This window comes from Variovorax paradoxus EPS, from assembly GCF_000184745.1.
GTDB lineage: Bacteria > Pseudomonadota > Gammaproteobacteria > Burkholderiales > Burkholderiaceae_C > Variovorax > Variovorax paradoxus_C.
The window spans coordinates 4,244,635-4,267,940 of the sequence record NC_014931.1; the positions used below are offsets into that span (position 1 = coordinate 4,244,635).

At 62.5% G+C, this 23,306-nt stretch carries 22 protein-coding genes, 1 tRNA gene and 1 other annotated feature; of the genes, 5 read left to right on the plus strand and 18 right to left on the minus strand.

Annotation, left to right across the window (positions count from 1 at the left end; genetic code table 11):
* Positions 1 to 306: 306 nt before the first annotated feature.
* Positions 307 to 852 carry a hypothetical protein gene (locus tag VARPA_RS19620; protein ID WP_013542327.1) on the minus strand — a complete coding sequence of 182 codons (546 nt, stop codon included), beginning with the start codon at positions 850 to 852 and terminating at the stop codon, positions 307 to 309.
* A gap of 190 nt (positions 853 to 1,042) precedes the next feature.
* Between VARPA_RS19620 and VARPA_RS19625 the strand changes: the two genes are divergently transcribed.
* Complete coding sequence (locus VARPA_RS19625) at positions 1,043 to 2,131, plus strand: hypothetical protein (RefSeq protein WP_013542328.1); 1,089 nt, start codon at positions 1,043 to 1,045, stop codon at positions 2,129 to 2,131.
* On the opposite strand, the gene VARPA_RS31400 is transcribed toward VARPA_RS19625, so the two are convergent.
* The 15 genes from VARPA_RS31400 to VARPA_RS19700 all read right to left on the minus strand — a co-directional run bounded on the left by VARPA_RS31400 (position 2,128) and on the right by VARPA_RS19700 (position 17,946).
* Complete coding sequence (locus VARPA_RS31400; RefSeq protein ID WP_013542329.1) at positions 2,128 to 2,280, minus strand: hypothetical protein; 153 nt, start codon at positions 2,278 to 2,280, stop codon at positions 2,128 to 2,130. The genes VARPA_RS19625 and VARPA_RS31400 overlap by 4 nt on opposite strands.
* A 583-nt stretch (positions 2,281 to 2,863) precedes the next feature.
* A protein-coding gene (locus VARPA_RS19630; protein ID WP_416367497.1) for an IS3 family transposase occupies positions 2,864 to 4,095 on the minus strand; the annotation gives its coding sequence in 2 pieces (ribosomal slippage) (positions 2,864 to 3,804 and positions 3,804 to 4,095; 1,233 coding nt in all).
* Positions 3,701 to 3,817: a sequence feature (AL1L pseudoknot), on the minus strand. Its footprint overlaps the gene before it by 117 nt.
* A 459-nt stretch (positions 4,096 to 4,554) precedes the next feature.
* A complete protein-coding gene (locus VARPA_RS19640) occupies positions 4,555 to 4,872 on the minus strand; it encodes a helix-turn-helix transcriptional regulator (protein WP_049794444.1) in 318 nt (105 codons plus the stop codon).
* Between the two features lie 779 nt (positions 4,873 to 5,651).
* Positions 5,652 to 7,433 (minus strand): tyrosine-type recombinase/integrase, encoded by a 1,782-nt coding sequence (locus VARPA_RS19645; protein WP_013542331.1) that lies wholly within the window; start codon positions 7,431 to 7,433, stop codon positions 5,652 to 5,654.
* A gap of 174 nt (positions 7,434 to 7,607) precedes the next feature.
* A tRNA-Pro gene (locus VARPA_RS19650) sits at positions 7,608 to 7,684 on the minus strand.
* Between the two features lie 26 nt (positions 7,685 to 7,710).
* On the minus strand, positions 7,711 to 8,169 hold the full coding sequence (locus VARPA_RS19655; RefSeq protein WP_013542332.1) for a MerR family transcriptional regulator: 459 nt from the start codon (positions 8,167 to 8,169) through the stop codon (positions 7,711 to 7,713).
* Positions 8,170 to 8,233: 64 nt separating this feature from the next.
* Complete coding sequence (locus VARPA_RS19660; protein ID WP_013542333.1) at positions 8,234 to 8,605, minus strand: integration host factor subunit alpha; 372 nt, start codon at positions 8,603 to 8,605, stop codon at positions 8,234 to 8,236.
* Between the two features lie 2 nt (positions 8,606 to 8,607).
* Complete coding sequence (pheT, locus tag VARPA_RS19665) at positions 8,608 to 11,049, minus strand: phenylalanine--tRNA ligase subunit beta (RefSeq protein WP_013542334.1); 2,442 nt, start codon at positions 11,047 to 11,049, stop codon at positions 8,608 to 8,610.
* 37 nt (positions 11,050 to 11,086) lie between these two features.
* A complete protein-coding gene (pheS, locus tag VARPA_RS19670; protein WP_013542335.1) occupies positions 11,087 to 12,163 on the minus strand; it encodes a phenylalanine--tRNA ligase subunit alpha in 1,077 nt (358 codons plus the stop codon).
* A 113-nt stretch (positions 12,164 to 12,276) separates the two neighbouring features.
* Complete coding sequence (gene rplT, locus VARPA_RS19675) at positions 12,277 to 12,636, minus strand: 50S ribosomal protein L20 (RefSeq protein WP_007832499.1); 360 nt, start codon at positions 12,634 to 12,636, stop codon at positions 12,277 to 12,279.
* Between the two features lie 24 nt (positions 12,637 to 12,660).
* Complete coding sequence (gene rpmI, locus VARPA_RS19680) at positions 12,661 to 12,864, minus strand: 50S ribosomal protein L35 (RefSeq protein WP_007832497.1); 204 nt, start codon at positions 12,862 to 12,864, stop codon at positions 12,661 to 12,663.
* 154 nt (positions 12,865 to 13,018) lie between these two features.
* Entirely contained in the window at positions 13,019 to 13,642 is a 624-nt protein-coding gene (gene infC / locus VARPA_RS19685; RefSeq protein WP_080559403.1) for a translation initiation factor IF-3, read from the minus strand.
* Between the two features lie 101 nt (positions 13,643 to 13,743).
* Positions 13,744 to 15,651 carry a threonine--tRNA ligase gene (gene thrS, locus VARPA_RS19690; protein WP_013542337.1) on the minus strand — a complete coding sequence of 636 codons (1,908 nt, stop codon included), beginning with the start codon at positions 15,649 to 15,651 and terminating at the stop codon, positions 13,744 to 13,746.
* 329 nt (positions 15,652 to 15,980) lie between these two features.
* Positions 15,981 to 17,312: an isocitrate lyase gene (gene aceA / locus VARPA_RS19695; RefSeq protein ID WP_013542338.1), complete on the minus strand. Its 1,332-nt coding sequence runs from the start codon at positions 17,310 to 17,312 to the stop codon at positions 15,981 to 15,983.
* Between the two features lie 217 nt (positions 17,313 to 17,529).
* The gene (locus VARPA_RS19700) at positions 17,530 to 17,946 is read right to left on the minus strand and encodes a gamma-glutamylcyclotransferase family protein (RefSeq protein ID WP_041942965.1); all 417 of its coding nucleotides are present in this window, start codon (positions 17,944 to 17,946) and stop codon (positions 17,530 to 17,532) included.
* 39 nt (positions 17,947 to 17,985) lie between these two features.
* Between VARPA_RS19700 and VARPA_RS19705 the strand changes: the two genes are divergently transcribed.
* Positions 17,986 to 18,909 carry a DMT family transporter gene (locus VARPA_RS19705; protein WP_013542340.1) on the plus strand — a complete coding sequence of 308 codons (924 nt, stop codon included), beginning with the start codon at positions 17,986 to 17,988 and terminating at the stop codon, positions 18,907 to 18,909.
* A gap of 155 nt (positions 18,910 to 19,064) precedes the next feature.
* Complete coding sequence (locus VARPA_RS19710; RefSeq protein ID WP_013542341.1) at positions 19,065 to 19,511, plus strand: SWIB/MDM2 domain-containing protein; 447 nt, start codon at positions 19,065 to 19,067, stop codon at positions 19,509 to 19,511.
* 39 nt (positions 19,512 to 19,550) lie between these two features.
* Here VARPA_RS19710 and VARPA_RS19715 read toward each other — a convergent pair whose 3' ends face one another.
* The gene (locus tag VARPA_RS19715) at positions 19,551 to 20,333 is read right to left on the minus strand and encodes a helix-turn-helix transcriptional regulator (protein WP_013542342.1); all 783 of its coding nucleotides are present in this window, start codon (positions 20,331 to 20,333) and stop codon (positions 19,551 to 19,553) included.
* A gap of 103 nt (positions 20,334 to 20,436) precedes the next feature.
* On the opposite strand from VARPA_RS19715, the gene VARPA_RS19720 reads away from it, so the two are divergent.
* A complete protein-coding gene (locus VARPA_RS19720; protein WP_013542343.1) occupies positions 20,437 to 20,733 on the plus strand; it encodes a hypothetical protein in 297 nt (98 codons plus the stop codon).
* Here the strand turns inward: VARPA_RS19720 and VARPA_RS19725 are convergent.
* On the minus strand, positions 20,699 to 22,423 hold the full coding sequence (locus tag VARPA_RS19725) for a thiamine pyrophosphate-binding protein (RefSeq protein WP_013542344.1): 1,725 nt from the start codon (positions 22,421 to 22,423) through the stop codon (positions 20,699 to 20,701). The genes VARPA_RS19720 and VARPA_RS19725 overlap by 35 nt on opposite strands.
* A 93-nt stretch (positions 22,424 to 22,516) precedes the next feature.
* Here VARPA_RS19725 and VARPA_RS19730 point away from each other — a divergent pair, with 93 nt between their 5' ends.
* Positions 22,517 to 23,173 (plus strand): TetR/AcrR family transcriptional regulator, encoded by a 657-nt coding sequence (locus VARPA_RS19730; protein WP_013542345.1) that lies wholly within the window; start codon positions 22,517 to 22,519, stop codon positions 23,171 to 23,173.
* Positions 23,174 to 23,306 lie beyond the last annotated feature (133 nt).

Sequence of the window (23,306 nt, forward strand, 5' to 3'; positions counted from 1 at the left end):
TAGACTGAAATGAGCCCCTCTGTTCGCCATGTGACGGCGGGGCGCCGCGCAGCACCTTGCGCGTGCTGACGCGAGAGACGCTCCCCGCCTTCAACCCTTCTTTTTATCTCGCATCCCGCGAGCCACAGTGCATGATTCAGGCATGAGATTCCATGCTCTCGCACTGCCTGTTTTTTCAGCGCCACCGACGGCACCGCCTTCGGTTGGCTGACGGGCGCAGCCTGCCAGAGCTGTCTGATTCGTCCGCCCCACATCCAGCGCTGCGCGCACCGCGCGCGCCATGCATTCACAGGAGGACGTTTTTTTTCATGCGCCGAACCTCACCATGATGCGGCCTGACACGCCGCGTGGGCCGCTCTTGCCCTCTTCCGCAGCAACCTCGCGCTGGTACTTCGTGCGCCTCGTGTGCAGCTCGTTGAGGGGGATGTACTTCAGGCGGCGGCCGTTGATTTCGTATTCGGCTGTTGCACTGGTGGCCCGGCCTTCGAGCACCGCCTCGATGGCTTCAAGGGCGCGCCGCGCGTGGGAGCGGACATCGCCTGCGGCACCAAACGATGGCGCGACGGTCAGGCGCCCGGTGGCGACCGTGTAGACCTCTTCCGCATTGGTGACCCGCGCCCGCCAGTCGTAGGAGCCAAGCGCATCGCCCTGCGTGGTCTGCGCGGAGACAACCACGCGAAACGCCTTGCTGTCAGCGGTCGCGTGGATCTCGTAGCGATGCATCGCGTTGAGCAGTTCGTAGCTCAACGCCCAACCGGCCGAGGCCGGATAGTCCGCAAGCGTGCGCGTCCATTTGACGGTGTCGCCGGGAATGATAGAGATGGGTTCGGTATTGGAAGTGTCGATAGCCACGGCCAAGCCTTTGGTCAGTGTTGACCGGACTATCGAAAGGGGATGCTGACATCGACAAGGCGAAGGATGTCACCTCACATGAGACGGCTGCTCAAACAGCTACAGTCGGCCGGAAGCCGACGCTCTCCGTTGCCTTCAGATGCCCAATGCGTCCAATGAATTCGCGCCTCGAGAAAATTGCCCCGGAAACATGGCCACCACGACAGATGTCCCAGATGAAGATGTGCCGCGACCGCCGTTAGAAACAGCCTTCGATTTCACGCTTCATCCCCTGCGCCCGCTTCCCCGCTTTGGGCAGAGACAGGTAGTGGAGTTGTCGACCGCGGTGTCATTCGATCCAAACACCATCGTCATGGCGGCTACCGGGCACGGCCTGAATCACGCCCTCCAGCGCATGGACTACGAGAGCTATCTGGCGGCACAGGCATGGGTGCGCTCGCTGACGCGCGGCACGACCATGCAGCGGGGAACCCGCGAATCGCTCGCAAAGCTTCTTCCACCACCCGAAGACCTCAACCGTCTGCCCACAGACGAAGAGATGGTGACGCTTCCAAATTCCATGACGGGATACTGGCGGATACTGTTTCGAACCATGCGCAGAGGCAGTGGGCCAACGTGGCGCGGGCTACTGGTTCGCCTGGCCTGGCGAGACCGGCAGCTCCACGTGGCGAAGCGGCTGGGCGGCAAGGAGCAATCAGCGCTGCGCGCAGAACTGTTCAACTCCGGCATTCGCTACTGGGCCTCGTCCGGCCTCTTCGGCGGCTCATTTCGTCCGGTACTGGTTCTCGACGCGACTTTGCAGCACTTGGCTTGGGCGGACGCACACCTCGGCCGCTCCCAGGATGCCGAGCTGCGCTCGGACCTCATCGTTGGCCTCGTCCGCCCGGGCAAAGTCCCAATGCGACATTGGTTCGACCGCATCCTCAGGCTCACGGGAGCAAAAAACTTGGCGGGCTTGTGTGACTTGCTTGCCGAACGAGCCGACAAAAGCAGTCAACGCGCCTTTACCCATCTGGAGCTCAAGCAGTGGGCAACCAGCCAGAAGCTCATTCCAGCAGGTGCGGCGCAACAAATGCTCGCCGCCTGCGCACCCGAGGTCGATTTTGAACGCGCACGCACGCAGCTATGGACAGCAAGATTGCTGACATTTTTCGTCAGCTTTGTGCAGGGTTTCTCGATTGAGCCCGTCACGCAAACTGTCGCGCAAGAGGCCATCCATAAAAGGCTTGCCCTCTTGCGCGACGAGTGCCTTGCGGCCGATGCAACGAGGTCGGCTTAGTCCTTAGCTTCGGCTTGATCGACCTGGTCGCCTTGGTAGCGCTCGTTATTCGGGTTCAGTTGGTTCGAGCGGTTGTCGTTGGCATCGTCATATGCGTCGTTGTTGGGGTTCATCGAGTCAGAGCGGTCATCGTTCGGGGTGCGTCCCATGTGTATCTCCAATGCTGGTTTTTCCCGGGGCATCACATCAGCAGTCAAGCCCGGTTGCCGCGAAATGCGACGTGAGAAGTTTCCAGCGAGACACCGCTCCACGAGGTTCCTTTTTTTGAATAAAGCCACCGAACGGCCATCGGAAACTCCCGGCAGACACAGGTCAACCGTACACCGGCGTTGGGGACGCGCTCGCCAGCCGTAGGGAGACGGGCACATAGCTCGTAGTGGTCTGGGCGGAGACAGTGACGCGAAATGCTTTTCCGTCAGCGGTCGCTTCTGCAAAATGCAGAAGGTGACGCGTGGCATTCTGTCCAGAATATTCGCCGCAACGGGTGGCCTTCAGGCAACAAGTTGGCAGTGCTGACGGCATCTCCCGCCCTTGCCTTATCGGTCACCTACTATTGGCCGACCTGTCCTCTATCTAAGGAAGGACAGACGCCTATTTGTTTGCTGTACACCCGATCACTTCTCAGGCGCTTTAATGATTCGATGCACAATCGATCGGCGCGCTTTGTCATAGGGGCAGGCCGCGAACAGCTATTGAATCGCCCCGGCTTTCATGGAGGCCGATTGGTTTAAGTCAAGCCGCCATCTTGGCGGTCTGACTGGCGAGTTGCCGGTAATAGTTTGCCTCAGCTTCTGCAGGCGGGATGTAGCCGATGGGTTCGAGCAGGCGATGGTGGTTGAACCAGGCCACCCACTCGAGCGTCGCGAACTCCACCGCCTCCTTGGTCTTCCACGGTGCTCGGCGATGGATCAACTCGGCCTTATAGAGGCCGTTGATCGTCTCGGCCAGGGCGTTGTCATAGGAGTCGCCTTTGCTTCCCACTGATGGCTCGATGCCAGCCTCTGCAAGCCGTTCGGTGTATCGGATGCTGACGTATTGCGACCCGCGATCGGAGTGACAAATCAAGCTGCCGTCGCGTTCGGGTTGACGGTCGTACAGCGCTTGCTCCAAAGCATCGAGCACGAAGTCCGTGCGCATCGAGTTGCTGACCCGCCAGCCCACGATGCGTCGGGCGAACACATCGATCACGAAGGCGACGTACAGCCAGCCCTGCCATGTCGACACGTACGTGAAATCCGAGACCCATAGCTGGTTCGGGCGCTGTGCTCGGAACTGCCGGTTGACACGATCCAGCGGGCATGGTGCTCTGGCATCGCTGATCGTGGTCTTCACCACCTTGCCGCGCATTACGCCTCTCAGCCCCAGGCGCCGCATCAGACGCTCGACTGTGCAGCGGGCCACAGCCGTGCCTTCGCGTGCCAGTTGCCTCCAGACCTTGTCGGCGCCATAGACCTGCATGTTGGCCTGCCAGACGCGCTGTATCGCCGGCATGAGGACATCGTCGCGGTGTGCTCTGGCGCAGCGCTTGTGCGGCTCACGCAGCAGCGCCGCGTGCCGCCGGTAGCCCGACGGGGCGACCTGCAAGACCTTGCAGATCGGCTCGACCCCGAAGGTGCCGCGATGCTTGTCGATGAAATCCCTCAGGACTTCAGCCGGCGGTCGAGCTCCGCCTGGGCGAAAAACGCGCTCGCCAGCTTCAGGATCTCGTTGGCTCGGCGCAGCTCCTTGACCTCGCGTTCGAGCTCCTTCATCCGCTGGGCCTCGCTGGTCGTCACGCCTTCTCGAACGCCGTTGTCGACCTCGTCGCGCTTGACCCATTCGTTCAGCGTCTGCGGCACACAGCCGATCTTCGGTGCGATCGACTCGACTGCCGCCCACAGCGACGGGTACTCCCCGCGGTGCTCCTGCACCATCCTCACCGCGCGCTCACGCACCTCGGGTGAAAACTTGTTCGACTTCTTCATGGCTCAATCCTCTCAGAGTGTTGAGCCTCCACAAAAGCCGGGGCGATTCACAGCGCCGGCTGAGATGTGGGGGGAGAATCAGAAATCAGGTCATCATGATTGATGAGATTGACCTGCCCTTGAGAGCTCTCTAGACAGAGTCAATTGCAAATCAATAACATTAATAACCTAAATCCCTGACCCTGAGTCTCTCGGCATCAAGGAAATGCCGATGTCGGCGCCAACGGCAAAAGAAGCAATTCCGTGCGAGTGACGAGGTACAGAGTAATGCGCCCAGTCGAGCCAAAGGCTTGACTGGGCCCCCAATAGATGGAAGCAGGAGCTTTCGTCCTAGGGCGTCCAATGAACGACTAATCACCTAGGTTGAGCCAGATTCACTGAACTTGTAATTCAGTTCACCTAACTTGTGCCCCTTACTTCCGCTCGCAGGTCGTCTCTGTTCGGTCCTCTTGCGAATACTTAATGATTCAAGCTCAAGGGACGGGCAGCCATGGTCGCCTCGACGAAAGCATCGATTTCGTGCGATACCCAGTAGACACGGCGACCGATCCGGATGGGCTGGGGCATCAGCGGCTGGAAGTAGCGGCTTTTCGAGTTGATCATTTCGTAGATGCTCGCCCGGCTACGGGAGATTTTCTTGGACAGCTGCTTGATCGACAGCAGAAAGATCAGAGGCTTCTGTTCCTGAGCGTGAGCGAAGCTGACCCCGTGGGTCGAAGAACTGTCGGCTTTGCTTGAAACTGAGGGAGATTGATCACACAAGGCTTGGCCATCCAAGCAGGATTCTTTATTTAACATTGGATTTTGAGAACGAGCTTTTGAACCGGAATCTGAAAACTCCGGGCCTACCAAGCATCAATGAGCAGCGCCACAATTCATGCCGCGGCGAAATTCGTGCCGCGCCACAATTCATGCCTCATCTAGGCCGTTCTCTCTCAACCATCTAAGTTGAGCGATCCTATTAGTCAGATGGCCTGACCAATGATCCTTTTTTGATGTCCAACGCCGCTGGTAGAGCGCCGCATCCCGTGCGAAGGGGACTCGATCGAAGATCAGTATCATCCTCGATGACTTCCCCATTTCCATGGACCGGATTGCCGGATCCATCGAGATTGGAATTATACCTGGGACGTCCGATTTTTCAATCGGTCTTGAATGGAGATGCGTCCGTCGAGTACTGACGGCCTCCTGCAAACGAAAACAATCGCCACATTGCTCCTGGCGGATGAGGCTCATCGGGGAGGCGGCATAAATGCGGCCTCAGCCGCCCGATGGATAACACGAAGCACAGCGAACGCAGCGTCGACCGCGATACATTTTGAGCGCCCGACTCTGCCTCGCTGACGCTGCGTATACAGTTGGGTCCTTTGGCAGCGTTCTCCGCGCCACCCGGAGAACCCTCGGCTCGCAACGTTCACGCGATCGCCTCGCAAGTCGTGAATAAGTATGCCCGATGGGGCCGTAGGCCGACATCAAGAGGTTGACACGCAGGGTGTTTTGTCCGGAAAGACCATGTTTGTACTCTCCGCGACAGTTGCCTGAACGGAGATCTTGATCTACCGCCCATCGTCGTTCGTTGGCTGATCGGTGCCTTCCGAATCGTTCGACGGCTCATGCTGCTTGCTATGCGCTCGACGTGTGGCAAGCCAGCGCGGAGCTGTGGAAGCTGGAATTTTTCCCGACGCCGAGATCCCGGCGACCGCTTCCGCAAATAGCAGGGCGTTGGTTTCGCTTCCTTGCTGGTCAGCCTTTACTTGAATGAGGTTTGTTGGCGCATCACTCAATGGCGCGCCCGCCGCAGCGGCCAACCTTGCAGCCTCGGCCCTCATCCAACGCGGCTCGATAGGTCTGCCAGCCGCCTGGGTAGCTTCGCGGTGGGCTCGAACCTCAGTCAGCTGTGCAATCATCTCTTTGCCGTCCTGCGGCTTTTTTGCCCCGGCAAGGGGTGGCATCCCCTTCCGAGGGCCATCTGGCAAAAAGGGAAGACCGCTGCTTTGGGACGTTAACTCACGCGATCCGTCTAGTGATTCAGGTGCTGTATTGGCTTGACCCATGACGGCAGCAAGTTTGCCCAGGTCTGCTTTAGCATCCTGAACGTGCGGTTGACGCTGTTCGATCGATCGATTTGCTGCTCTCAAGCCATCAAGGTAGTCCGCCCACCGCTGCATCATGAGAGTGCGCTGTTTGAGGTACTGCGTGCGGTTGTACGCACGTCCATTGGCGTCCTTAACGGCATGCGCCAGTTGGGCCTCGATCACGAGGGGATCGACCTCCAAGACTTCGGCCAGCAGCGTTCGGGCAGTAGCCCGGAATCCGTGCACGGTTTGCACGGTGGGTCCGTAACCGAGCGTCAGGAGCGCGGCACGCAGAGTGTTATCCGAGATGGGGCGATCATGGCTACGCTCGCCCGGGAAGACCAGCGTGCTATGGCCCGTGAAGGGATGCAGTTTGCGCAGCAACTCCACGGCTTGTGTCGGGAGCGGGACGAGGTGGGGATCGCCGTTTTCCTTGCCCTCGATGCGCCGCTTCATCCGTGCCGCAGGCACCGTCCATAGTGCGTTGTCCAGATCGATTTCCGCCCAGGCTGCACCCCGCAGTTCGTTGGGGCGCTGGAAGAGCATGGGGGCCAACTGCAAGGCGGTACGCACGATGTGACCACCTTGGTACGCCCGCATGACGCGGATCAGTTCGCCGAGCTTGGCAGGCTCTGTGATCGCTGCAAAGTGCCGCTTCTTGTGGGGCGTCAGCGCGCCCTTGAGGTCAGCGGTGATGTCACGCGGCGCTCGCGCAGTAGCCACAGCGTAGCGCCATACCGCACGCGACGTCATAAGCACCCGGCCGGCCACATCGAGGGCTCCACGCTCCTCAACGCGACGCAGCGCGGCCAACAACTCGATGGGTTCGATCTCGCTGATGCGACGACCGGCGAAGTGCGGAAACAGATCTTTTTCCAGATTGCGCTTCTCGCGGATGGCGTAGTGGCTGCTCCAGCGCGTATGGTGCTTCTCGTACCACTCAAGCGCCGTCTCCCGGAAGGTGTCGCCGTTGTTCACGGCGGCCTTGAGCTTGACGACCTGCCGAGCTTGTATCGGATTGATGCCTGACGCTTTCTGCGCCTTGGCAGCATCGCGAGCCTTGCGGGCTGCGGCAAGCGTCACGCCGGGGTAAGTTCCAAGCGCAAACTTCTTCTCGACGCCCTCGATCCTGAACTTCCAGAACCAACGGCGAGAGCCTGATGCAGAAACTTCCAGGTAGAGGCCGCCTGAATCGGCGTACCGAGCCTGTTTTCGCCCAGATGGGCAGGTGGCATTGCGACACGCGGCATCGGTCAATGGCATAGGCTACGTCGAGGAGAGTTGGGGGTACAAACCTGCCGCCGCGGGGGTTCGGGGGGTTTGAACCCCCACTTGTACCCCCGATTGGTGCTGGCAGTACCTCGGACGATGTGAGTCCGGCTCTCCAATGACAAAGGGCGTCCGGTGGATGAAACCGGACGCCCTTGGACGTTTTGTTGGTCGGTGTGAAAGGATTCGAACCTTCGACCCCTTGCACCCCATGCAAGTGCGCTACCAGGCTGCGCCACACACCGAAGCCTGCAATTATAGCCGGCTGAAATCAGCGTCCGACGGTCAGGAGCTCACGAATTTCAAAAAGCTCGCGACGAAGGTGCAACAACTGCGACAGGTCGACGGTGCGCGGCGCGGTCTGGTCGGGGCTGTCCTGCACCACGGCGGCGTCGAATTCTTCCTGGTCGATCTCGATCGCTTCCATGCCTTCGAGCGGCACCTCACCGGCCTTGCGGCGATCGCGTTCGCCTTGCACAAGCTCTTGCAGCTTGTTGCGTGCGCCGCTGATCGTGAAGCCCTGGTCGTAGAGCAGGTCGCGGATGCGGCGGATCATGAGCACCTCGTGGTGCTGGTAGTAGCGACGGTTGCCGCGGCGCTTCATGGGACGCAGTTGCGTGAACTCTTGTTCCCAGTAGCGCAGCACGTGCGGCTTGACGCCGCAGAGTTCGCCGACTTCACCGATGGTGAAGTAGCGTTTGACAGGAATCGGCGGGAGTGTTTTCTCCATTGAAATCAAGACGGTGCGCGGGAAACCTGAGAGATTACTCTACGCCGCCGCCGAGCACCAAGCACTATTCGGTGCCCAGGCTCCACTCGACTTCGGACGAGCCGCTCTGCTCGATGCTTCCGTGAATCTGTTCCTTGAGCTTGGCGCTCGCATGGAACGTGGCGACGCGACGTTCGCCGATCGGAATGGCTTCGCCGGTGCGCGGATTGCGACCGGGCCGCGGCGCCTTCACGCGGATCTGGAAATTGCCGAAGCCCGAGATCTTCACGTCCGTGCCTTCGATCAGGCTGCTGGCCACGAGCTCGAAGAACGCCTCGACCATGTCCTTGGACTCGCGCTTGTTCAAGCCGATCTGCTCGAACAGCAGGTCAGCCAGGTGCGCCTTGGTGAGCGCCGGCGTTTCGAGGGCCTCGAGCGTGAATTCGGCAGCGTTCATCTTCATCCTCTCAAGCGGCCACCGACCTTGGCGCCCAGTTGTTCGACGATGGCACGGACAGCGGGCTCGACCTGCTCGTCCGTCAAGGTGGCGCTGTCGCTCTGGAAGCTCAGGCGCACCGCCATGCTCTTCTCGCCCTGCGCCAGCGCGCCGGGTGCTGCAACGGCTCCGCCATGCAGCGGCTGCGGACGATAGATGTCGAACAGCGTCGCATCGCGCAGCAGGCCCTGCGCAGCGGTGGTAGTGCGGATTGCTTGCATCAGGGCGTCGTGCGTGACGGCCTCGGCGACCACGACCGCGATATCGCGCTCGACGGCCTGGTGCTTGGGCACCGGCTGCGCCACCGGCACGGGGCGCGCAGTGACGGCATCGAGGTCGAGTTCGAACAGCACGGGCGCCTGCGCAAAGTCCCACTTCTGGCGCCAGCGCGGATGCAGTTCGCCGACGAAGCCGATGGCCTTGCCGTCGATCGACACACGGGCCGAACGGCCGGGGTGCAAGGCTGGATGCTCAGCCGGCTCGAAGGTCGGAACCAGCGGCGCGAGCAGTGCTTCGACGTCGCCCTTGACGTCGTAGAAGTCGATGCGCTGCGGCTTGCCGTCCCAACGCGATTCGTCTGCATCGCCCCATGCAAGTCCCGCCACGCGCATCGGCTGGTTCACGCCGCGCACGGTGCTGTCGGTCGTGACGACACTGTCGTCACGCATGAACACGCGGCCCAGTTCGAACACGCGCACGCGCGGTGCCTTGCGGTCGAGATTGAACTTCAGCACCTGCAGCAGCGAACCCATCAGCGAGGAGCGCATCACGCTCATCTGGCTGGCAATGGGGTTCAGCAGCTTGACGGGATTGGCATTGCCGGCGAGGTCTTGCTCCCAATACGCTTCGACAAAGCTGAAGTTGATGGTTTCCTGGAAACCGAGCGCTGCGATGCTGCGGCGCACGGCAAAACGACTGCGCTGCGCCTCGGGCCGCACACGGGCGGTGATGGGCGCGAGCGGTGCGGTGGTCGGCAGGTTGTTGAAGCCGATCAGGCGCGCGACTTCTTCGATCAGGTCCTCCTCGATCAGCAGGTCGAAGCGGTACGGCGGCGGGGTCACGGTCAACGTGCCTTCGCCTTCCGTGATGGCGAAGCCGAGGCGATTCAGCGCATCGGCGCACTGCGCCTGCGTGAGCGGCATGCCGATCACGCGTGCTGCGCGCGCCACGCGCAGCGTGACGGGCACGGCGGCGGGCACGTTCAGCGTCTGGTCGTCCATCTTGCCGGCTTCGCCGCCGCAGATCTCGATGATCAGTTGCGTGATGCGCTCGATGATCTCGACGCTGCGGCTCGGGTCCACGCCGCGTTCATAGCGATGACCCGCGTCGGTCGAGAAGTTGAAGCGGCGCGAACGGCCCTGCACGGCCTCTGGCCACCAGAACGCGGCCTCGACGTAGATGTTGCGCGTGTCGTCCGAGACCGAGGTCGCGTCGCCGCCCATGATGCCGGCGAGCGATTCGACCTCGCGGTCGTCGGCGATCACGCCGACCTTGTCGTCGACGGTGATCGTCGTGCCGTTCAGCAGCTTGAGCTGTTCGCCCGCCTTGCCCCAGCGCACCGTGAGGCCGCCGTGGATCTTGTCGAGGTCGAAGATGTGGCTCGGTTGGCCGTACTCGAACATCACGTAGTTCGAGATGTCCACTAGCGGCGTCACGCTGCGCTGGCCGCAGCGTGCGAGGCGCTCGACCATCCAGGCGGGCGTGGCGACGGTGGTGTTCACGCCGCGCACGATGCGGCCGGAGAAGCGGCCGCAGAGTTCGGGCGCCTCGACCTTGACGGGCAGCACGTCGTTGAACGAAGTGGCCACGGGCGCGATCGCCGGTGTCTTGAGCGGTGCGCCGGTGAGCGCTGCGAGTTCGCGCGCGACACCGTAGACGCTGAGGCCGTGCGCGAGATTGGGCGTGAGCTTGAGGGTCAGCAGCGCGTCGTCGAGCTTGAGCACGTCGCGCACGTCGGCGCCGATGGGCGCATCGGCGTCGAGCTCGAGCAGGCCGCCGTGGTCTTCGCTCAGTTTCAGTTCGCGCGCCGAGCACAGCATGCCCTGGCTCTCGACACCGCGCAGCTTGCCCAGCTTGATGAGGAAAGGCTTGCCGTCTTCACCCGGCGGCAGCTCGGCGCCGACTAGCGCGCAAGGCACCTTGATGCCGACGCGCGCATTGGGCGCGCCGCACACGATATTGAGCAAAGCGCCCTGCCCCACATCGACTTGGCACACACGCAGGCGATCGGCATTCGGGTGCTGCTCGGCTTCCTTGATTTCGCCGACCACGATGCGCGTGAAAGGCGGCGCCACCGGTCGGCGCTCTTCGACCTCGAAGCCGCCCATGGTGAGCGTTTCGGCCAATGTGGCGCTGTCGAGGGGCGGGTTGCAGAACTCGCGCAGCCAGGATTCCGGGAATTGCATCTCTTCGATCTCGATCTGATTTTCTGGGGATGGGTGCTTACTGGAACTGCGAGAGAAAACGCAGGTCGCCGTCGAAGAAGAGGCGCAGGTCGTTCACGCCGTAGCGCAGCATCGTGAGCCGGTCGGGGCCCATGCCGAAGGCGAAGCCGATGTAGCGCTCGGGGTCGAGCCCCATGTTGCGAACCACGTTCGGATGCACCTGGCCGGAGCCCGACACCTCGAGCCAGCGGCCGGCCAGCGGTCCGCTCGCGAACTGGATGTCGATTTCTGCACTGGGCTCGGTGAACGGAAAGAAGCTCGGGCGGAAGCGCAGCACGAGGTCGTCGCGCTCGAAGAAGGTGCGGCAGAAGTCGGTGAAGATGACCTTCAAGTCCTTGAAGCTCACGTTCTCGCCGAGCCAGAGGCCCTCGCACTGGTGGAACATGGGCGAGTGGGTGGCGTCGCTGTCGACACGGTAGGTGCGGCCGGGGGCGATCACGCGGATCTCGGGCGCCTTCACGGTGCCGGTGGTGTCGGCTGCAGCAGCGGCAAATTCGGCCGCGTACTTCTTGATGTGCTGATGCGCATAGCGCACCTGCATCGGGCTGGTGTGCGGACGCAGGTTGTAGGGGATGCCGTCATCGCCGTTGAGATCGACGTAGAAGGTGTCCTGCATCGAGCGCGCAGGATGATTCGGCGGGTTGTTGAGCGAGGTGAAGCTGTGCCAGTCGCTCTCGATCTCGGGGCCGTCGGCCACGTCGAAGCCCATGCTCGAGAAGATCTCCTCGATGCGCTCCAGGGTGCGGCTCACGGGGTGCAGGCTGCCGGGGATGCGGCGGCGGCCGGGCAGGCTCACATCGAGCGCTTCGGCACGCAGTTGCAGGGAGAGTTCTTCGTCGGCCAGTTGCTGGCGGCGGTCGGTCAGCGCGGCCTCGATGGCCTGCTTGGCGACATTGATCGCGGCACCGCGGGACTTCTTCTCTTCGACACTCAGCGCGGCCATGCCCTTCATCAACTCGGTGATGCGGCCCGACTTGCCAAGGAACTGGGCCTTGGCGTTTTCGAGCTCGGCGGGCGTTTTCGCTTCGGCGAAGGCGGCGCGGGCGGTGGCTGCAAGGGAGTCCAACTCGTTCATGGCAAGAAAAATCTTCGAGGGGAAATAAAAAAGAGCTGGAGCCTTTTCAAGCGCCAGCCCTTGAGCCGTGGGCGCAGGAAGCTGCCCGGAGGCAGCATCCCTGCTGTGCAGAATCAAGCAGCCAGCTTGGCCTTGACCTGCTCCACGATGCCGGCAAAAGCGGCCTTGTCGTGCACGGCGATGTCCGCAAGCATCTTGCGGTCGATCTCGATACCGGCCTTGCGGATGCCGTTGGCGAACTGGCTGTAGGTCAGGCCCAGTTCACGCGAGGCGGCGTTGATACGCGCAATCCACAACTGACGGAACACGCGCTTCTTGGTACGGCGGTCACGGTAGGCGTATTGGCCTGCCTTCATCACCGCCTGTTTGGCGACGCGGAAGACATTGCCGCGGCGACCGCGGAAACCCTTGGCGAGTGCGAGAACTTTCTTGTGGCGGGCGCGAGCCGTTACACCACGTTTGACGCGAGGCATGTGTGTACTCCTTGTTCGTCTGAGTTAAATGCCACGGCCGGGCAGCATGGCGGCGACAGAAACCATGTTGGTCTCATGCACTGCGACTGCACCACGGAGGTGACGCTTGTTCTTGGTGGTCTTCTTCGTCAAGATGTGACGCTTGAAGGCTTGACCGCGCTTGACGGTGCCACCGGGACGAACGCGGAAACGTTTTTTCGCGCTGCTCTTGGTCTTCATTTTGGGCATGTGAATGCTCCTTTAGTTTGTGCTCGTGAGGCGCCATGGATGCTCCATGAACTTGTTGGCCCCGAGACACTTCTTTATCTCGCCCTTGCCTGCGCTTCTTTCAAAGCGCCGGCAGCGGCGAAATCCCTTCAAAACCTCGTCTGCTGCAAACGCCTCAGGCGGTTGCCGTGGGCGCCGGTGCCGGCGCAGCGTCTGCTGCCGGCTTGGGAGCAGCGCCACCGGCCTTCTTGCGGCCCGGCGCGATCATCATGATCATCTGCCGGCCTTCCAGCTTCGGGAACTGCTCGACCATGATCGTGTCGCCCAGTTCATCGCGAATGCGCTGCAGGAGCGCCAGACCGAGTTCCTGGTGCGTGATCTCGCGACCGCGGAAGCGCAGCGTGATCTTGCATTTGTCGCCCTCTTCAAGAAAGCGCTTGATGTTGCGCATCTTGATGTTGTAGTCGCCATCGTCGGTACCGGGCCGGAACTTGATTTCCTTGACCTCGATGACCTTCTGCTTCGACTTCGCCTCGGCCGCTTTCTTCTGCTCGTGGTACTTGAACTTGCCGTACTCGATCAGGCGGCATACCGGTGGGTTGGCCGCCGCGACGACCTCCACCAGATCCACATCGGCCTCGCCAGCAAGGCGCAGGGCCTCGGAGAGACTCATAACACCCATTGGCTCGTTTTCCGGGCCTACAAGGCGGACTTCCGGGGCCATGATTTCCCGGTTCAGGCGGTGTTGGCGTTCCTCGCGGTGGCGGCGGTCGCGAAATGCAGTAGCGATGGTCAGGATCCTTCAAAATTTGCTACAAAATCTGTAGCGAACGCCGGTCAGTCCTCGCGGACAAGCGGCACGATTTGGCTGGGAAACATATGGGGTGTTTCAGAGGCAAATCAACGCTTGTCGGCAACATCCTGAACGAGCCTTTGCACGAACGATTCGAGGGACATTGCTCCGAGGTCTTGATTGCCCCGGGCGCGCACTGCGACGGCACCTGCTTCCTTTTCCTTGTCGCCCACGACGAGGATGTAAGGGAGCTTTTGCAACGAATGCTTCCGTATTTTATACGTAATCTTCTCGTTGTGCAGATCAAGCTGAACCCTAAGCCCTTGATTTTGCAGCGTTTTCGCAACTTGCGCAGCGTAGTCGGCCTGTCCTTCGCTGATATTGAGCACCGCCACCTGCACCGGAGCGAGCCATGCGGGCAGCGCGCCGGAGTGGTGTTCGATCAGCATGCCGATGAAGCGCTCCAGGCTGCCCACGATGGCGCGATGCAGCATCACGGGGTGCGCGCGGCCGCTCGATTCCGTCACGTATTCGCCGCCCAGGCGCTCGGCCGTGTTGAAGTCGACCTGCATCGTGCCGCACTGCCACTGGCGGCCGATGGCATCGCGCAGCGTGTATTCGATCTTCGGACCGTAGAAGGCGCCATCGCCCGGCGAGATGATGAAGTCGACGCCCGAGCGCCGCAGCGACTCCATCACCGCGTGCTCGGCCTTGTCCCACAGCTCGTCGGAACCGACACGGTTCTCCGGCCGCGTGGCGACCTTGTAGAGGATGTCCGTGAAGCCGAAGTCGGCGTAGACCTTCTGCAACTGCTCCGTGTAAGCGATGCATTCGTCGAGGATCTGGTCTTCCGTACAGAAGATGTGCCCGTCGTCCTGCGTGAAGCCGCGCACGCGCATGATCCCGTGCAGCGCGCCGCTGGGTTCATTGCGATGGCACTGGCCGAACTCGCCGTAGCGCAGCGGCAGGTCGCGATAGCTGCGCAGGTCGCTCTTGAAGATCAGCACGTGGCCCGGGCAGTTCATCGGCTTCAGCGCGTACTCGCGCTTTTCCGACTCCGTCGTGAACATGTTGTCGCGGTAGTTCTGCCAGTGGCCCGTTTTCTCCCACAGGCTCTTGTCGAGGATCTGCGGGCCCTTCACTTCCCAGTAGCCCGTGTCGCGGTAGATGCCGCGCATGTACTGCTCGACCGCCTGCCAGACCGCCCATCCCTTGGGATGCCAGAACACCACGCCCGGCGCCACTTCGTCGATATGGAACAGGTCGAGTTCCTTGCCGAGCTTGCGGTGGTCGCGCTTTTCGGCTTCCTCGATGCGCTGGATGTACTGGTCGAGCTGCTTCTTGTCGGCCCAGGCCGTGCCGTAGATGCGCTGCAGCTGCTCGTTCTTGGCATCGCCCCGCCAATAAGCGCCAGCCAGCTTCGTGAGCTTGAAGACCTTCAGGAAGCGCGTGTTCGGCACGTGCGGGCCGCGGCACATGTCCACGTATTCCTGGTGGTAGTAGAGACCCATCGCCTGCTCGTCGGGCATGTCCTCGACGAGGCGCAGCTTGTAGTCTTCGCCGCGCGACTTGAAGACCTCGATCACCTCGGCACGAGGCGTCATCTTCTTCACGACGTCGTAGTCCTGCGCGATCAGCTCGCGCATGCGCGCCTCGATGGCGGCCATGTCCTCGGGCGTGAAAGGGCGCTCGTAGGAAATGTCGTAATAGAAGCCCTCGTCGATCACTGGCCCAATCACCATCTTGGCCGTCGGATAGAGCTGCTTGACCGCATGCCCGACCAAATGGGCCGTCGAGTGGCGAATGATCTCCAGGCCCTCGTCGTCCTTGGGCGTGATGATCTGCAGTTTGGCGTCGTGGTCGATGACGTCGCTGGCATCGACGAGCCGGCCATCGACCTTGCCGGCCACCGTCATCTTGGCGAGACCGGGGCCGATGGACTGGGCCACTTCGGCCACCGAAACCGGGCCTGGGAACTCGCGGCGCGAGTTGTCTGGGAGCGTGATCTGGATCATGTGAAACCTCGGGAGAAAACAAAAAAGCGCGGTGGATGCCGCGCTTTGCTTGGTTGGGAGCTGGAAGAAAAACCAGCGAGCGCGGGCTACCGGCCCTTTCCTTCGATCGCTTCGAAGAAGAAAAAGCCGCTCGATCCTTGCGGAGTAGTTCGCGGTGTCATAACCAAGGTGCCTTTCTCGCTCTTGTTGAGTGCAGAGGCGGCGATTCTAACTTCTGGCCGCTCGAACTGTCGCAGCAGCCTCCTCCGGCCCCGCCGATGAAACGCCACAAAAAAAAGCCCGGCACACGGCCGGGCTTGAGAGTGACAGCGAAAAACTGCGTCGGCAGATCAGTGGAACTGCTCTTCCTCGGTCGAACCCGACAGAGCCTTCACGCTTGACGAACCGCCCTGGATCACGGTGGTCACGTCGTCGAAGTAGCCCGCGCCGACTTCCTGCTGGTGCGACACGAAGGTGTAGCCCTTGTCGCGTGCGGCGAACTCGGGTTCCTGCACCATGTTGACGTAGTGCTTCATGCCTTCGCCGTTAGCGTACGCATGGGCGAACTGGAAGGTGTTGTACCAGTTGATGTGGATGCCGGCCAGCGTGATGAACTGGTACTTGTAGCCCAGCTCCGAGAGGTCTTCCTGGAACGAAGCGATCTGCTTGTCGTCAAGGTTCTTCTTCCAGTTGAACGACGGCGAGCAGTTGTACGAGAGCAGCTTGCCGGGGCAGGCGGCGTGCACGGCTTGCGCGAATTCGCGGGCGAAGCCGATATCGGGCACACCGGTTTCGCACCACACGAGGTCCGCGTAGGGCGCGTAAGCCACGCCGCGGCTGATGGCCTGCTCCAGGCCGTTCTTGACCCGGTAGAAGCCTTCCTGCGTGCGCTCGCCGGTCAGGAAAGGCTTGTCGTTCGCGTCGTGATCGGACGTGATCAGGTTGGCGGCTTCCGCGTCGGTGCGGGCCAGAACAATGGTCGGCACGCCCATAACGTCGGCGGCGAAACGCGCGGAAATCAGCTTCTCGCACGCTTCGTGCGTCGGCACGAGCACCTTGCCGCCCATGTGGCCGCACTTCTTCACGGCAGCCAGTTGGTCTTCGAAGTGCACGCCGGCGGCGCCGGAAGCAATCATGTTCTTCATGAGTTCGAAGGCGTTCAGCACGCCGCCGAAACCGGCTTCGGCATCGGCCACGATCGGCAGGAAGTAGTCGATGAATTCCTTGTCGCCCGGGTTGATGCCGCGGCCCCACTGGATTTCATCGGCGCGCTTGAAGGTGTTGTTGATGCGGCGGACCATCGTCGGCACCGAATCGTAGGCGTACAGCGACTGGTCGGGGTACATCGTCTCGGACGTGTTGCCATCGGCGGCGACCTGCCAGCCCGACAGGTACACGGCTTCCAAGCCTGCCTTGGCCTGCTGCATGGCCTGGCCGGCGGAGATGGCGCCGAATGCGTTCACGTAGCCCTTCTTCGCGCCGCCGTTGATCTTGTCCCAGAGCTTCTCGGCACCGCGGCGGGCCAGCGTCTGCTCGATGGGAAAAGAGCCGCGAAGGCGAACCACGTCGGCCGCGCTGTAGCCGCGCTTGACGCCCTTCCAGCGCGGATTGGTGGCCCAGTCTTTTTCGAGGGCGGCAATTTGTTGTTCGCGGCTCAGTTGTTCTGTGAGGGTCTGGGGCATGGTCACTCCGTGAGGTTGATTGAAGGTTGAAAGCGGTTGGGCGCTGCGGCCTTGGCATCAACTGTACTTCGATCGCAGACTCTTATGTCTTATAGAAGACATATTTTTCAATCAATAAAATCAACGACTTATGGATATATCTCTCAATGCGAAATTATTTTTCTCATATTGAGAAAAAATATTGCGCCGCAACAGTCACCTCTTCCACGATGTGCAATCACTCTTTCTGTGGTGAAAACGCCGGCGATTTCTGCGCGGCATGTGCAATCCAATCGCCGCCGCCGCCGATCACCGCACGCCCTTCGATCCGCGAAGGATGGATCTCATAGACCAAGCAATCGAGCCACTGCGCGCCGACCGCCACACGAACCCTGCGCTTGATGTATTCACCCGAATCGTCCTCGGCCACTTCTTCCAGCAGATCGAGCGCCGCCTCGACTTCGGGCTCTACGCGATAGACCTCGCCCTTCACGCGCCCCACGCCGCCGAGCACGACGCCTGGATAAGCGCCAAGGTCGTACAGCGTCCCGTCAATGCTCGCCTCGCCGACGAACACAGGCGAAGGCCGATAGCGCGCGATGTCGTTGCGCCCATGCCGGCGCAGCGTGCCGTAGACAAAAACGTGGGGCATCATCGAATCCGCTTTCTTCCGCAACAACAAAACTTCAGTCTATTGAACTCCGCTGCCCCCGCGTCCGGCCGTCTCGTGGCCTACGGCTGCCTCGCCCTGAGCATGTCGCTCGTTGGCGCCTACGTTGCCCTTTCGAAACCTCTCGTTGCTGCCTTTCCGGTGTTGCTGCTTGCATGGCTGCGCTTCGGCATCGCCGCGCTGGCGATGCCCCACTGGCTCAAGCGCGGCGCGGACGAAGCACCGATGACAGCGCGCACCCGCGGACTCGTCTTCCTCGAATCATTTCTCGGCAACTTCCTGTTCTCCATCTGCATGCTGTTCGGCGTGAGCATCACGAGCGCGGTCTCGGCGGGCGTGATCATGGCGTCGATCCCCGCGATGGTTGCGTTGGCGAGCTGGCTCTTTCTGCGCGAGCGCATCACGGTGCGCATCGGTCTGGCCATCGCGTGCGCTGCATTCGGCATCGGCCTGCTGGCGCTCAGCCCCGCGCATGCGCCGGCTTCGCCCGACGCAGCCAAGTCGTCGACGCCGTGGCTCGGCAACTTGCTGGTGTTCTGCGCGGTGCTCTGCGAGGCCGCGTATGTGGTGATCGGCAAGTCGCTCACCGGGCGAGTCGGACCCAAGCGCATCGCGTCGCTCATCAACCTCTGGGGCTTCGTGCTCTCGACGCCCCTGGGCATCTGGTTCGCGCTGTCGTTCGATTTCGGCGCGGTGCGCGGCGGCATGTGGGTGCTCCTCGTGGCCTACGCGCTCGCCGCGAGCATCTGGACGGTGTGGCTCTGGATGACGGGCCTGCGCCATGTTCCCGCTGCACAGGCTGGAGTTTTCGCAGTGCTGCTGCCCGTCAGTGCGGCCCTCGTGGGCGTGCTCGTGCTCGGCGAAAACCTCTCCGGGCCGCAGCTGATCGCGTTCGCGCTTGCACTCGCAGGCGTGGTGCTCGCGACCTGGCCTGGGCGTCGAAGGTGAAAAGCGACGCTTCTCTCCTCTGAAAAAACAACAACTCCCAATGAAAAAACCGTTTTTTCCCTTGGAAACGCGTTTTTTCTCCTTTAGCATCCGCATTGCCACTGGAGACGCAAGTTTTTCATTGGTGAATGTTCAACCAAAAAAGGAAATCAACCATGGCAACTGCAAAGAAGGCTCCGGCCAAGAAAGCTCCGGCAAAGAAGGCCGCTCCCGCAAAGAAGGCTGCTGCTCCTGCGAAGAAGGCTGCACCGGCGAAGAAGGCAGCTCCCGCAAAGAAGGCTGCTGCTCCTGCGAAGAAGGCCGCACCGGCGAAGAAGGCAGCTCCTGCAAAGAAGGCAGCTCCCGCCAAGAAGCGCACGCCCAACGCTGCGTTCATGAAGGCACTGACCCCCAGCCCGGCACTCGCTGCCGTGGTCGGCTCGACGCCTCTGCCGCGCACCGCTGTCGTGAGCAAGCTGTGGGACTACATCAAGAAGAACAACCTTCAAGACAAGGCCAACAAGCGCAACATCAACGCCGACGCCAAGCTGAAGGAAATCTTCGGCAAGTCGCAAGTGTCGATGTTCGAACTGGCTGCCCTGATCGGCAAGCACGTCAAGTAAGCGCTCAGGGGCCTCGCGCTCCTGAATCAAGAAGCCGGCTCATGCCGGCTTTTTTTTCGCCTGCGGCAAGGCCATCCCTCCCTCGAAAAAACGCGCAGGCGTGCAGCCGAAGTTCTTGCGGAAGGTCTCGATGAACGCGCTCACCGAGCTGTAGCCCACCGTCAACGCGACAGCCGTGACGGACTCGCCAAGGCTCAGCAGTTCGACGGCCTTCAGCAAGCGCGATTGCTGCCGCCATTGCGCGAAGCTCAATCCGGTTTCGACCGCAAAGCGACGCGTGAGCGTGCGGCGCGCCATGCCGATGCGATCGACCCACTGGTCGATCGTGTCGGGCATCGCGGGATCGTTCGCCAGCGCAGCGGCCATCGCTGCCAGGCGTTTGTCCTGCGGCATCGGCAGATGCAGCGACGGCTTTGCACTCGCTGCGAGTTCATCGAGCAGCACACCGACAAGCCGCTCACGACGCTCTTCGACAACCGCCGACGATGCACCATCGAGCGCCGTCAGTTGGTCGATCAGCGCCCGCATCAACGTCGTCGTCGCAAACACATGCGGCCCGTCGGGCAGGCCTGCCGCCATCGCCGGATCGATGTGCAGGCTCCAGCCCGCCGTGGCGCCGAAGCTCTGCGCCGCATGCGCGCAGCGCGGCGCAATCCAGCCGATCCATCCCGGCGGCTGCACCCAGCGTCCCGAGGGCGTCTCGATGACCTGCAGCCCCTCGCGCAAGGCGAACAATTGGCCGGTCTCGTGCGCGTGATGGCCCGTGACGCGCGGCGCCTCGTACGTGTTGATCCAGAGCCTGACGGGCGCCTCAGCCGCCATGCCTGGCCCGCCGGAGGTATCGATTGGCCCCGCGCCGCAAGCCGCGAAGTGGCCCGCTGCCTAGCATCGAACTCATCTTCACAACGCCTTCAAAGGAACACACATGCAAGCCCAAGACGTATTGCCCGACGGCCAAGACTTCGTCCTCAGGAATGGACTCCAGTTGCGCAAAGGATCGGTCGCCGCCTTCCTCGCCAACGCGCAGCTGCTGCAGGACCCCAACGCAACCGCCGAAGCGACGCAAGCCGCCGAGCGCGACCTGATCGCGCTGCTGCCCGCGCTCGAAGCGCTCGGCCTGTTCGATGTGTTCGAGTTGCGCTCGCCCGCGCTGCGCGACGAGGTGGCCCGTCACCGCGCGGCGCTCATCAGTTCCGCGCCTGCTGCTGCGCCGCGCGCCTGATCGAGCCCAGCGTCCCGCGCGTGGTGATCACCTCGGGGTCCAGCGGAATCTCGATCAGCGTGCCCGTGTCGGCCGCCAGCGCGCGCAGCAGCGCTGCTTCGAACTGCGCGGTCTCCGTTACGCGCTCGGCCGCATAGCCGTAGGCGCGAGCGAGACCGCAGAAGTCGGGGTTGCGCAGCGCGGTGCCGCTGGTGCGCTCCGGGTACTCGCGCTCCTGGTGCATTCGGATCGTGCCGAACATGCCGTTGTTGAGCAGCACGACGATGCTCTTCCCGCCGTGCTGCGCGGCCGTCGCCAGCTCCTGGCCCGTCATCAGGAAATCGCCGTCGCCCGCGATCGTGAAGGCCACGCGCCCCGTCGCCAGGTTCGCGGCAATGCCGGCCGGCACGCCATAGCCCATCGCACCGCTGGTCGGCGCCAGCTGCGTCTTGCGCCCCTTGGCGAGCCCGTGATAGCGAAAGTAGCGATGCACCCAGCTCGCGAAATTGCCGGCGCCGTTGGTGATGGCCGCATCCGGCGGCAGGTGCTTTTGCAGCAGCGCGACGACCGCGGCCATGTCGACCGGGCCGCGCGGCGTCTCGGCCGGCATGCCGGCCAGCGCCTGGGGCACGAGGTTGGCTTCGTAGTCCGCATGCGCCTGTTCGGTCCATTCCTCCCACGGCAAGGTCGGCGGCGCGCTCAGCACCTCGAGGCTGCGCGCCGCGGCACTCATGCCTGCGTTGATCGCCAGGTCGGCCCGGTAGACGCGGTTCAGCTCCTCGGCGCTCGCATGGATGTGCACCAGCACCTGCTTCGCCTTCGGCGCTTCGAGCAGCGTGTAGCCGCCCGTCGTCATCTCGCCGAGACGCGGGCCGATCGCGAGGATCAGGTCCGCATCCTTCACACGCTGCGCTAGCTTCGGATTGATCGCGATGCCGACATCGCCCGCGTACAGCGGATGGTGGTTGTCGAAAGTGTCCTGGTAGCGGAAGGCGTTCGCCACAGGCAGGCGCCAGTTTTCGGCAAAGCGCTGCAGCGCCTGCGCGGCCTGCGTCGTCCAGCCACCGCCGCCGGCAATCACCAGCGGCCGCTCGGACTTCAACAACAGTTGGCGCAAGGTCCGCAGCGCACCCGGATCGCTCCACGGCTGCACCGTCTCCACGCGCGGCAACGGCCGCGCCGAAGTCTCCGAACGCAGCATGTCCTCGGGCAGCACCAGCACGACCGGCCCCGGCCGCCCGTTCATCGCCGTGGCAAAGGCGCGCGCCACGTATTCGGGAATGCGGTCCGCATCGTCGATGCGCTCCACGCGCTTGGCGAAGCCCTTCGTGCTCGGCCCGAAGAAGCTGCCGTAGTCGACTTCCTGGAAAGCCTCGCGGTCGCGGAAGTCGCTGCCGACGTCGCCCACGAACAGCACCATCGGCGTCGAGTCCTGAAACGCGTTGTGCACGCCGATCGATGCGTTGGTGGCGCCCGGCCCGCGGGTGACGAAGCACACGCCCGGCCGCCCCGTCAGCTTGCCGTGCGCCTCGGCCATGAAGGCCGCGCCGCCCTCCTGCCGGTTCACGATGAAGCGCGCGCGGTCGCCATACGCATGAAAGCCGTCGAGCACGGCGAGGAAGCTTTCCCCCGGCACGCCGAACGCGATCTCCATGCCCTGCGCGATCAGGCACTCGACGATCAGGCGGCCTGCGGGTTGTGATGTACTCATGAGAAGTCGAACCTCAGCTGCAATGTCTCCGGCAATTATGTGCGTCTGCTCCTCACGCCTTGCGTTAATTCCCCAAATGGTTAAATTCGCGCCATGAAGGCACCGAAGGATTCCCCGATCGAGACGCTAGAGCCGCGCTCGCGCGATGCCGACCGCTCGCAGCTCGCCATCCTCGCCGCGGCCCGCGAGGAGTTCTCGCAGCTGGGCCTGGCGGGCGCGCGCATGGACAGCATCGCGACGCGCGCGGGCCTGAACAAGCGCCTCATCTACTACTACTTCGGCAGCAAGGACGACCTGTTCCTCGCGGTGCTCGAACGCACCTATGCCGACATCCGCGAAGCCGAGCAGCGGCTGCACCTGGACGAGATCGAGCCGGTCGAGGCGATCCGCCAGCTCGTGTCGTTCACCTGGCACTACTACCTCGAACACCCCGAGTTCATCACGCTGCTCAACAGCGAGAACCTGCATCGCGCCGCGCACCTGAAGCGCTCCGAGCGCATCCAGGAAATGAACTCGCCACTCGTGCAACTGCTCGACACAGTGCTCGAGCGCGGCCGGCGCGAGAACCTGTTCCACGCGGGCGTGGACCCGGTGCAGCTCTACATCTCGATCGCGTCGCTCTGCTACTTCTACCTCTCGAACAACCACACGCTCTCGGCCATCTTCGGCCGTGACCTGCGTGCGCCCAAGGCGATGGCGCAACGCCTCTCGCACATGACCGACCTGGTCCTGGGCTACGTCCTGCGCTGAGCGCGGACGCTCCAAAACCTCCTCCGGGTATTCACTAGGCGGCGTCGGTTGACGCTGCGGCGCAGCCGTTCCTAAAATCGCTAATTCACTTATTGGTGAATTGAACCGATTCAAGACAGCGGCCCGACCGCGC

What these genes read in the sequence shown, in the direction of transcription:
- VARPA_RS19625 (WP_013542328.1), top strand. Translation starts at nt 1,043, where the DNA reads ATGGCCACCACGACAGATGTCCCAGATGAAGATGTGCCGCGACCGCCG.
- VARPA_RS31400 (WP_013542329.1), bottom strand. Translation starts at nt 2,280, where the DNA reads ATGGGACGCACCCCGAACGATGACCGCTCTGACTCGATGAACCCCAAC.
- VARPA_RS19645 (WP_013542331.1), bottom strand. Translation starts at nt 7,433, where the DNA reads ATGCCATTGACCGATGCCGCGTGTCGCAATGCCACCTGCCCATCTGGG.
- VARPA_RS19655 (WP_013542332.1), bottom strand. Translation starts at nt 8,169, where the DNA reads ATGGAGAAAACACTCCCGCCGATTCCTGTCAAACGCTACTTCACCATC.
- VARPA_RS19660 (WP_013542333.1), bottom strand. Translation starts at nt 8,605, where the DNA reads ATGAACGCTGCCGAATTCACGCTCGAGGCCCTCGAAACGCCGGCGCTC.
- pheT (WP_013542334.1), bottom strand. Translation starts at nt 11,049, where the DNA reads ATGCAATTCCCGGAATCCTGGCTGCGCGAGTTCTGCAACCCGCCCCTC.
- pheS (WP_013542335.1), bottom strand. Translation starts at nt 12,163, where the DNA reads ATGAACGAGTTGGACTCCCTTGCAGCCACCGCCCGCGCCGCCTTCGCC.
- rplT (WP_007832499.1), bottom strand. Translation starts at nt 12,636, where the DNA reads ATGCCTCGCGTCAAACGTGGTGTAACGGCTCGCGCCCGCCACAAGAAA.
- rpmI (WP_007832497.1), bottom strand. Translation starts at nt 12,864, where the DNA reads ATGCCCAAAATGAAGACCAAGAGCAGCGCGAAAAAACGTTTCCGCGTT.
- thrS (WP_013542337.1), bottom strand. Translation starts at nt 15,651, where the DNA reads ATGATCCAGATCACGCTCCCAGACAACTCGCGCCGCGAGTTCCCAGGC.
- aceA (WP_013542338.1), bottom strand. Translation starts at nt 17,312, where the DNA reads ATGCCCCAGACCCTCACAGAACAACTGAGCCGCGAACAACAAATTGCC.
- VARPA_RS19700 (WP_041942965.1), bottom strand. Translation starts at nt 17,946, where the DNA reads ATGATGCCCCACGTTTTTGTCTACGGCACGCTGCGCCGGCATGGGCGC.
- VARPA_RS19710 (WP_013542341.1), top strand. Translation starts at nt 19,065, where the DNA reads ATGGCAACTGCAAAGAAGGCTCCGGCCAAGAAAGCTCCGGCAAAGAAG.
- VARPA_RS19715 (WP_013542342.1), bottom strand. Translation starts at nt 20,333, where the DNA reads ATGGCGGCTGAGGCGCCCGTCAGGCTCTGGATCAACACGTACGAGGCG.
- VARPA_RS19720 (WP_013542343.1), top strand. Translation starts at nt 20,437, where the DNA reads ATGCAAGCCCAAGACGTATTGCCCGACGGCCAAGACTTCGTCCTCAGG.
- VARPA_RS19725 (WP_013542344.1), bottom strand. Translation starts at nt 22,423, where the DNA reads ATGAGTACATCACAACCCGCAGGCCGCCTGATCGTCGAGTGCCTGATC.
- VARPA_RS19730 (WP_013542345.1), top strand. Translation starts at nt 22,517, where the DNA reads ATGAAGGCACCGAAGGATTCCCCGATCGAGACGCTAGAGCCGCGCTCG.